Raw genomic sequence first — 10192 nt, 5'->3', positions numbered from 1 at the left:
AAGGGTGTTGGGTTACGCTTTGCTTCACCCAACCTACGGGATAACGCGATCGCCTCCTATTCAGAAACCGGGTTTTTGCTAGAGATTAGATGCACCAACACTTAGAGTAACTCAACCCGGTTTCTAACGGTGTTGGGTTGCGCTGACGCTTCAGACAACGCGATCGCCTCCTATTCAGAAACCGGGTTTTTCCACTGTAAGGATTTATGCGATAAACCCCCCCAACCTACGCGAAGGGTGTTGGGTTACGCTTTGCTTCACCCAACCTACGGGATAACGCGATCGCCTCCTATTCAGAAACCGGGTTTTTGCTAGAGATTAGATGCACCAACACTTAGAGTAACTCAACCCGGTTTCTAAAGGTGTTGGGTTGCGCTGGCGCTTCACCCAACCTACGAGATAACGCGATCGCCTAGCCATAAAAACCAAGCCAACTTAGTATTTTACTCTCGACAGAATTGAGTTGAAGCTGACCAACAATATAAACATTCGTATCTAAAAAGACCTTCACTGCTCTCCTCTCTAAAGCTCCCCAAAACGTTCTATCGCCATTTCTCGCTTAACGTCTTGGATCAATTCTAGGACTTGCTCACGGGTTTCAATGCCAGCGTCTTTAAATGCTTGCTGCATATCCTGACGGGCTTTCTCAAACTCTAACTGTTTTTCTGGATTTGATAAGTTTGTTTCCTGTAAAGTCACTTGAACTTCTACCTCTCCATCCCACGGAAAAGGGGCCGTGTTCTGATCTAGAATCAGTTGACCATTTTCGATTTTTCCTTTTACTTTGAGTGAGATCGCCATAGTTTCACCTCTAGAGTCGATTTGTTGTCTATAAAAGTTTAACGCTCATCCTTCAGGAAGTTAATTTGTAGGTTGGGTGGAACGAAGTGTAACCCAACATTTGCGGGGGTGTGTTGGGTTACGCGCTGTGCTTCACCCAACCTACAAGATAACGCGATCGCCTCCTACTCAGAAACCGGGTTTTTCCACTGTAGGGGTTTATCCCATAAACCCCCCAACCTACGCGAAGGGTGTTGGGTTGCGCTTTGCTTCACCTAACCTACGGGATAACTCGCATAGTTCGAGCATAGCAGGTGAAAGCATATTTTAGGCTTTGTATTCTACACAGATGAGTAACAATACCAAAATTGCCTCAAGTTTATCATCGGAAATATGACCCACTTTTTTGATAAATCTCTCAAGAGAAATACTTCTGACCTGTAATACATTCGCAGATGAATCTTGGTTCAGTTTATTTTGAGCATTGGCTACAAGTTTGATCATAAAGGGTCTGCTATTAAATTTATCTTGCCATGTAGTGATGGGAATGATAATTCTTAAGGGAATTTTCTGAAAAATATCGGTACTGATAATGATGACTGGTCGTGTTTTTTGGATTTCTTGTCCTCGGGTAGGATTAAGGTCAACAAGCCAAATTTCTCCTCTTTTGGGGTTTATCATTCAACTATTCCCAATCTTCTGTATCCAAAACATTAAACTCGGTGAGTTCTGGATCTTGGGCGAAGTCTTCGACCATAGCAGGGATAAATTGTTCTAAGTATTGATAGCGTTCTGTGAGAGGCATTGCCAATATTTCTTGAGGACTTTTTTCCAGCATATTGGGTTTATTCACTAAAGATTTATAGTGAGTCGATACGTCTGGATCATCATCTGAGTAACCGATTAAGCCCTTTTCTTGTAATTTCTCACAAAGTGTTTTTGGTGGGGTGGATTCTGCGGGAGATTGGCGTTGTTGTTGGAGAGAATGGACGATGTTTAAAATATATTCTTGTTCCTCTAGGGAAAGGGTTTCAATTTCTTGGCGCAGTTGTTCAAGCATAGGATTTTTAAGAATAGGAGTTCAGAGGTTACTTGATGTCAGAAATCGTTTTTTTGATAGAGATTGGATGCACCAACACTTAGGATAAATCAACCTGGTTTCTTGCTCATATGATAGCCTCAGAAACCGGGTTTTTCCACTGTAGGGGTTTATCCCATAAACCCCCCCAACCTACGCGAAGGGTGTTGGGTTACGCGCTTTGCTTCACCCAACCTACAAGATAACGCGATCGCCTCCCACTCAGAAACCGGGTTTTTGCTAGAGATTAGATGCACCAACGCTTAGAGTAACTCAACCCGGTTTCTAAAGGTGTTGGGTTGCGCGCTTTGCTTCACCCAACCTACGGGATAACGCGATCGCCTCCCACTCAGAAACCGGGTTTTTCCACTGTAGGGGTTTATCCCATAAACCCCCCAACCTACAGGACACGATCGCCTACTCAGAAACCGAGTTGCCTTGATGGGTTCAATTTCTCACTCAACTCCAGCAAAAACCCAGTTTCAATAGGCAACAAGATAACATTACAAATCAAGTCCCAGTTGTTGGTCATTCTGCGATGAAGTTTTGCCTTTTTTCTTCGCCGGAGTCTTCTTTTTCTTCCCTTTATTGTGCAGTCCTTGGGCAACTTCAGCCGCGTAACGCTCATGATTTAATTGTAACAATCGATCCAATATTTCCCGGCGGATTGGTTCGCTGATGGTGAATCGTAATCCTTGTTTAGTTTCGTGGAAATCGTGGTTTAATTTAAGGTCTGTCCAGCCATAGGTTTGGGCGACGGTTTCATCCATTTCTTGGTGGAGATCCCGCAGTTTTTGAATGGCTGAATCCGTTTCTGTGGGGTCGTGGAAGCGGTTATAGGTTTTCGTGAGTCCTAGTTGGGTTTCTGTCATGATTTGTTGGCGGTGTTGGTAATATCTCTCGCCGATGTCTTCTAGGTCTTTTTCCTGTTCTGGGGTGAGGTCGGGAAAGGGGAAGGTTTCAAAACCATCGGTAGGAGAATACCGAATTCCTGCATCTCTCATTGTTGAGCAGTTTTGCCATACCCAATGATCATTAATTGATGATTGTAAAAGAGAAAAAAAGCGATATTTTTCGGACTTAAAAACAACTATCATTTCATTGAAAACATAATTATTAGAAACAAATGAAATCATTAAATTTTTACTAACTCTGGCAGCTACTAAAACTCGGTTGAGGGGGGCGATCGCCTCATAAAGTTCTGGCCTTGATCTTTCATAGAGCCACCATTTTTCACGCGCAGATTTACTGAATTTATTTTTTTCTCGCTCAGGTTTAACCAATCTCTCCAAAATTTCCAAACAATCAGGATAATCAGAAGCATAGGGCGCACCCTTGGGCTTTTTGGGATTATCATGGTCAGGGGATAGGGGCCAATCTTTAAAATTAATCACCCAACGGGAAGGAGATTGATCCGGGTTACTATTTAAATCTTGGCCATTGAGATAGGGAAACAATACATCTTTATTTTTCGGATTTTTAGTGATTAATGCTTGTGCTTCCTCCGGCTCCAAAACAAACCCCATCCCCAACACAATCGAACCTTGAAAAGATTTATTCTGATTTGCCGCTAATTGATGAGGTTTACCCGTTGCTTGCCCCGTCTCCGTTAAATAGGGCGTAATCCCCTTAACTTCCTTACCATCTAGAATATATTTCCCTCCCCATTGCCCCTTTTTAAACCACACATAAGCCACCTCTAACGCCGCCGTCCCCGACCATGGACGACTCGGCACCGCCCGATAAAATTCCCCCTGTTTAACCAGTTGATCTAACCCCACCTCTCGCGTATCCCCTTGGGCAATCGTATTCGTTGCCACCAACCCAAAACAACCATTTTGTTTAATTAAATTCGCCACCTTCAGGAAAAAATACGCCACTAAATCCGCACTTCCCTTAACATTATTCCCAATCCACTCCTGAATAAAATCCCGATAAAACGTACCCAAAACCCCCGTAATTTTTTGCCCCCCCATAAACGGCGGATTCCCCACAATGGCATCAAAACCACATCCCCCTAAATCCCCCTTCGTAAGGGGGACTTGTTGATCCGAATTCTCCCCCCTTTCAAAGGGGGGCTGGGGGGGATTCTTCCCTTTCATAAAAGAGACTTGTTGAGCCGAATTCTCCCCCCTTACCAAGGGGTGCTGGGGGGGATTCTTCCCCTTCATAAAAGAGACTTGTTGAGCCGAATTCTCCCCCCTTTCAAAGGGGGGCTGGGGGGGATTTAAAAACACCTCCGGAAACTCCAACTCCCAATGAAACGGCCGCACCTCCTCCAAATCCCGCAACTGTTGCCGTTCATTATCCTTAATATCCCCCTTCCCATTGGCCACCAACAGCAAACGATCCCGCAGTTTCTTCGTCCCCCCCTTCTCTGCCGCCGCCAAATAACTCCCCACCAACAGATCCGCCCGATCCCGTAAATCCCGTAACCGCGCTTGGGCCTCCAGCAACAGCGCCCCCTTCCGCACCTGATCCCCCGGACTATTCACCACAAAACTCTCCAACTCCTGCCGTTTAGAAATCGCCTCCTGCAACAGTTGCCGCACCTCATTAATCCCTATCTCCAACTGATAAGACCGATCCGACACATCCAACGACCAAAACTGAAGTTGTTCCACCGTCACCCCCACCAAAGAATCCCCACAGCGCAAAGCATGATCCAAAAACGTAAACGGTTTATCCTTTTGCAGCGTTTCCAACCATAACGACAACTTCGCCATCTCCACCGCCAACGGATTCTTATCCACCCCATAAATACACCGTTCCGCAATGATCCGTTTCGCCATCAACCGCCGTAACGCCCCCTCATCCTCCGGCAACACCTCCATCAAGGCCGGACGAGACTCCTCCCCAAAAATAGTAAAAATCATCTCCGGTTTTTTCTTCTCCAACCAGGCCAAGGACTCCACCAACCGATCCGCCAAATACCGACAAACCTGCACCAAAAACGCCCCAGATCCCATAGTCGGATCACAAATTTTCAGATTCAGAATCTCCTGGGGTGAAATTAATTCCCCATCTTCTCCATACACCAACGGATCCAGCGTATACTTCACAATCTCCTGGGTTAACTGACTCGGCGTGTAATGGGTCCCCGACTCCCGCCGATCTGTCCCAGACGTGACAAACACCGACCCAGCCGGAATAATTAACGGATAACCATAACTATCAAAACGCACCAAATTAAAAAACGGTTTAATCCGTTCCCATAACTCCGGCGAATTCCCACAACAAGCCAAACACCGGTCCTCCTCAAAAGCCGACAACGCCAAGGGTTTCGCCAACGCATTCCGTAACGCCTGCGCACTGCGCCCTGTCGCCTGCTTGAGAAACTTGACTAAATCCCCCTCAGACCGCGCTAAAAGCCCCTCCAACTCCTCCAGAGCCACCTCTGGCTCTTTATTCTTCGTCCCCCCTAACCCCAACACCGTCACCTCGGCCCGGACCGCCTGATGGTCTAATAACCCCTCATAAACATGACCAATCTGCTCCACCTCAATGGTTTTAAAGGATAACCGACGGGGTTCAATCCCTCCCCCCGGCACCCGAATCCGCAGAATCTGCAAGGACTCCAACAAATGCAGCACCGTCCGATTATCCACCGCAATGGGATGATCTCGCTCCCCAAACCGCCCCTCTAGAAAGGGAAACTTATCCGGGTCAAACAAATCCCCCCCATAGGCCGGCAACCGAAACAAATCATGGAAAATCCCCCCATGCACCGCCCGAAACAGGGCTAATAGGCGACACCAAGCATCATGACGACGCTCCAGCAACTCCTCCCCATAACGGTCTGCCAACTCCCGCAAAGACTCCTGTAAAGTCGATACCGCATAATGCTGCTCATAGCGACTGTCCCCCAACAACAACAAACCCCGCTCCTCCGCACAAAGGAGAAACACCAACCGCATCATGACAAAACAGGCGGCTTGATAAAGTTCCTCCGTGGAGATATCCCGCAGCAATTCCCCCTGAAGATCCCCATTGAGACGGTCAATGGTTTGAATGAGAATTTCCACCGCCTTCCGCACCTGTAAGCCCAGCTGGTCCGTGACTTCCTGCTGTTGCCCCTTACTGCGTACAAACAACTGGGCCAGGGTATCCTCTGGAGCCACCCCAAAAAACCGCTCAACGCCCAATAAATCCCGAAACGCCCGTAGGGTAATCTTTTCCTCAACCCAAATCTCCCCATACCAGGTCACAGTGGTCACCGCTTCCCCCGGCAAGGCATGGACGAGCATCCACTCTTCCCCATTGGTCACTAATCCCAAGGGACACCGCGCTCCTTGCAATAGCGTCACCATGCGCGTCATAGGGGAGGCCTGCCAGATTTTCCCCGGACAAGGACTCTCTAATTTTTGTTTCTCTCCGTACAATTGCACTAATAACTGTGCCTGCTTTTCCCCCGGTGCAATGATGGCCCAATCCGGTTTGAGGGTTTCGCGGTATTCTTTCAATTCCACCTGAAGATAGCCCGGAATGCCTTGCCCTGACTGTAAACAATCTTCTGGGTAATCGAGGGTATTTTCTAGCACCCATTCCACCCAAACCCGATGGATTTGTTCATCTCTGCGATTGAGTAACCATTCCTGATAGGCTTGTTTGAGGAGGGCGAAGTGTTCCGGGTCATGTTTCGCTAACCCTTGGGGGAAGACCTCCAGCAACACTTCCATGGTGATGAAGGGGCCAACAATGTCGAGTAAGGAGAGCCATTCGGCATGGTGACGGGCGATAGACATGGGTTTTTCAGATAGGGAAGCGGGTGCGTTAAGTCTATTCCTTGTGTAGCACAAGTCTGGTTGAAAGGGTTTATGCGATCAACCCCTACAGGGGCAAAAACTCGGTTTCTCATGGGTCCGGTTGGTAGGGGCGTATCGCATACGCCCCTTGGCTCTCTCGTTGAAAGGGTTTATGCGATCAACCCCTACAGGGGCAAAAACCCAGTTTCTAATCTCCCCTGCTCCCCGACTCCCTAATAAGCGGAAGGAGGGACAAGATAGGCGATCGCAAGGGGAAACAAGCGAGGGGTAGGATTGGCATAGCGATCGCGGATTAACTGAGTTTCCCGTTGAATTTCCCCCGGAATATCTGCCAAACGACGGCGCAGGGTTTCGCGGTTTTGTTCATATTGACTCTGCTCATCTCGGCTAAATAATTCCAATTGGCGAGGTTTTTCGCCATCTTCTAACTCTTTTTCAATACTCGCCCGCAGTTGTTCCAGAATACTCGTGATATCCTCGATTTCCTTCTGACACCGATCCTCTAATTGTTTTTGTAGAGATTGTTGGCGATCGCGCATCCTAGCCTCTAAACTGCCCTGCAACGGCTTGGCGTAACGCTCCCACAGCCCCCGCAAACTCTCTATAAGCGACTCCGGAATATCCCCCGCTTTCGCCTCCTGCCATAACTGATTCAACTCCAGCACCCCCAAACGTTTAAACTGCCCCCCCGAGAGTTTCCCCCCAGCCACAATCACCTCCTCATTCAAACGCTCCTGATCCCCACCCAAAATCACCAATCGACCATAGGCCAACACCACCGGCTCCCGACTCAGACGACTAGGGATTTGATAGACCGCCACCCGATTCAGCCGTTTAGTTTCCCCCCGTGACCAAACCTCAGCCCGCAATAACCGTAAACACATTTGTACTAAACGATGGTTTAGATGGGCCAAAACCACATCATCCTGACCCCGCGCCCGATCCGGATCAAACGTCAGGGGGCGAATATCCCCCGTGTGGGGATGGCGTAACCCCTCCTGACAGACCGCCCAACTCCCACTTAAGGCCGGCACAGAGAAGACATGGGGTTCATCGGTAGGGATTAAAGCCGGTTGTTTAGCCAGTCTTAACCCCACCTGCACCACCGATTGAATATTAGCCGGATCTAAGCGCAACTCCTGACGAGTTTGCTCCAGCTTGTCCTTGAGTTTGGCGATTTCCTCATTCACCTTGCGCTCAAACTTCAAAAGCCGTCGCATAGGCCCAGCCTCCGATTCCGCTTGAGTTGTATCTAAAACCGCCCGTTGCCCTAACATAGCCTCCTCCACCTGTGCAGCAATCACCGGCCCCACCTTGCCCAAGTCTTCCCGAATCGTATTAATCTTTTGGGCTGCCCGCATCAGGAATTCTAGATCCCCCTCCAATTCCCCCGGTTTCAGGCCCTGGGTGACTCCCTGCTGATAGCCCTGCCCCACAAAATGATAAATTTTCACCGCCTCAGCCCGTTGCCCGTGGCGGTCAATCCGCCCATTGCGCTGCTCCATCCGGTTGGGATTCCAAGGGATCTCATAATGGATTAACCGAGAACAATAGTTTTGCAGATCCAACCCCTCCGAAGCTGCATCCGTCGCCAAGAGAATCCGCACGGGAGACACATCAGGATGAGCCTGAAACGCCGCTTTGACCTTTTCCCGCTCATCACTGACCATCCCCCCATACAACACCATCAGGCGATTTTCTTCCCCCATCCCGCGACTGAGCAACAAATCCGCTAACCATTTTTGGGTGGCTCGATATTCCGTAAAAATAATCACCCGCTCCTGGGACCACTGCCCCCCCGGCCGGATATAGGTATCTAACCAGGCCAAAAGCTGCGCCGCCTTACTATCGAGGTTTCTCGCCGTTTTCTGGGCCCACTGCTTTAATCCGTTGAGTAATTCCCGCTCCCGAGGGGTGAGAGGACGAAACAGCGCGCTACTGGTATCTAAAGCTTCTAGGGTCGATTCTTCATAGAGATCATCATCGGCAAACTCTTCATCAATATCCTCTAGTTTCCGTTGCAGCAAGCCCACCGTCGGCACCGTGAGGGACTTTTGCCGTCGCTGCTTAGAGAAAGATTCCTCATGTTTGAATAAGGTGGCTAAAAAGGCCTGGGGGCTGGAAAACAGGCGTTTTTTTAGGAGCTTTAAGACAAACTCCGTGGCCGTCTGTTCTAATTTATCTGTCGCCCCTTTGCGCCGTAACCGAGTGTATTCATTCAGTTGCCGATTAGCTTCCCGTTCCTCTTCAGTATAGGGAACTGCGATCGCCTCTAATTGACGTTCGGGAAACCGTGGGGAGCCATCCCATTTTTTCGGCAGATCCCGCTTCAGACGGCGCACCATAATCAAATTAAGCTGCTTCGGCTCCGGGACAATTTCCCGGGCAAACCGTTGAGAATCCAGTAACTCCAACAAGGCCGTAAAACTTTCCCGATAGCCATTATGGGGAGTCGCCGACAGGAATAATTTATGCTCACAATGGCGCACCAAAAACCGGATCACCTTGGTCCGCAAGGAATCCACCGCATAACGCCCACCCCCCGGCGGCGCGATATTATGGGCTTCATCCACAATCAACAGATCAATCCGTCGGGGAAAGATGGATTCTCCCTCCCCGGGTAAGGACTCCTGAAGTAATTGCAGGGGGCGATCGCGTTTGACAAAATCAATAGACGTAATCAAACGGGGATAATGACTCCAAGGATTAATATGTAACCCCCGTCGCCGTCGGAGATCCCGCATTAAATCACTATTGACAATCCGAAAATCCAAGCCAAACTTATCCCGCATCTGCTCCCGCCATTGCACCTGAAGCGCCGAGGGACAAACAATTAACATCCGGTGGGCGCGTTGCCGTAAAACCAACTCCTGCGCCACCAAGCCCGCCTCAATGGTTTTTCCCAAGCCCACATCATCGGCGATTAACAAATTCACCCTCGGCATTTGCACCGCCCGCACCACCGGGTCCAGTTGATAGTCCTCAATATCAATGCCACTGCGGAAGGGCGATTGAATCCCTTGGCGATCTGCTTTTGACACCGCCCCCCAGCGCACCGCATCCAAAAACGCTTCAAAACTCTGGGTATCATCCAGGGCGAAAGGATAGGGTAACTCCCGCTCCTCAAAAATCCTAGCCCCTGATTCCACCTCCCAAACCACTTCTAACTGTTCACCCGTGGCATCATCTTCAATGGAAGCCAAACTAATCAGGTGATGAGTCGGCAGGCGTTTGGGCTGGACTAGATTAGTCGGTAACGTTGAAGTGTGAACGGCTGTAACGGTATAACGTTGTCCTCGGACTTCAACCAATTGACCTTGTTCGGGAAGGGGTGACATTTTTTCTTAGGTGGGTTGTGGGTTGTGGGTTTTGGGAGAGGGGGAGTCGGGAGTCATGTCATTGCGTTTCCTTTGGAACGCTACGCGTTCCCGTAGCGTTTCCGGGAATAGAGAATTGATAATTGCTCCCCAATCGCCTTGGCTAGTTTGGGGTTTCGTACCATCCCTTTTACCTTCAGATTCTCTACAGCAATTCATCCCCTCCCTGCAAGGGAGGAAGGGGAATTCCG

The 10192-nt window shown here is 49.2% G+C and carries 5 protein-coding genes; all 5 read right to left on the bottom strand.

The features are described from left to right. Positions 1 to 522: 522 nt before the first annotated feature. The 5 genes from K4A83_RS08440 to drmD all read right to left on the bottom strand — a co-directional run bounded on the left by K4A83_RS08440 (position 523) and on the right by drmD (position 9962). Positions 523 to 801, bottom strand: a complete 279-nt coding sequence (locus K4A83_RS08440) for a hypothetical protein (RefSeq protein WP_265264044.1) — start codon at positions 799 to 801, stop codon at positions 523 to 525. A 306-nt stretch (positions 802 to 1107) separates the two neighbouring features. Further along, positions 1108 to 1461, bottom strand: coding sequence for a type II toxin-antitoxin system PemK/MazF family toxin (locus K4A83_RS08435; protein WP_265264043.1), 354 nt, complete (start codon positions 1459 to 1461; stop codon positions 1108 to 1110). Between the two features lie 4 nt (positions 1462 to 1465). Continuing rightward, the gene (locus K4A83_RS08430; protein ID WP_265264042.1) at positions 1466 to 1840 is read right to left on the bottom strand and encodes a hypothetical protein; all 375 of its coding nucleotides are present in this window, start codon (positions 1838 to 1840) and stop codon (positions 1466 to 1468) included. A 521-nt stretch (positions 1841 to 2361) separates the two neighbouring features. Then, on the bottom strand, positions 2362 to 6603 hold the full coding sequence (locus K4A83_RS08425) for an Eco57I restriction-modification methylase domain-containing protein (RefSeq protein ID WP_265264041.1): 4242 nt from the start codon (positions 6601 to 6603) through the stop codon (positions 2362 to 2364). A gap of 233 nt (positions 6604 to 6836) precedes the next feature. Beyond that, the gene (gene drmD, locus K4A83_RS08420) at positions 6837 to 9962 is read right to left on the bottom strand and encodes a DISARM system SNF2-like helicase DrmD (RefSeq protein ID WP_265264040.1); all 3126 of its coding nucleotides are present in this window, start codon (positions 9960 to 9962) and stop codon (positions 6837 to 6839) included. Positions 9963 to 10192: the final 230 nt, after the last annotated feature.

It is taken from the genome of Spirulina subsalsa FACHB-351 (genome assembly GCF_026130165.1).
Lineage (GTDB): Bacteria > Cyanobacteriota > Cyanobacteriia > Cyanobacteriales > Spirulinaceae > Spirulina_A > Spirulina_A subsalsa_A.
This window is presented reverse-complemented; position numbering and strand designations above follow the sequence as displayed.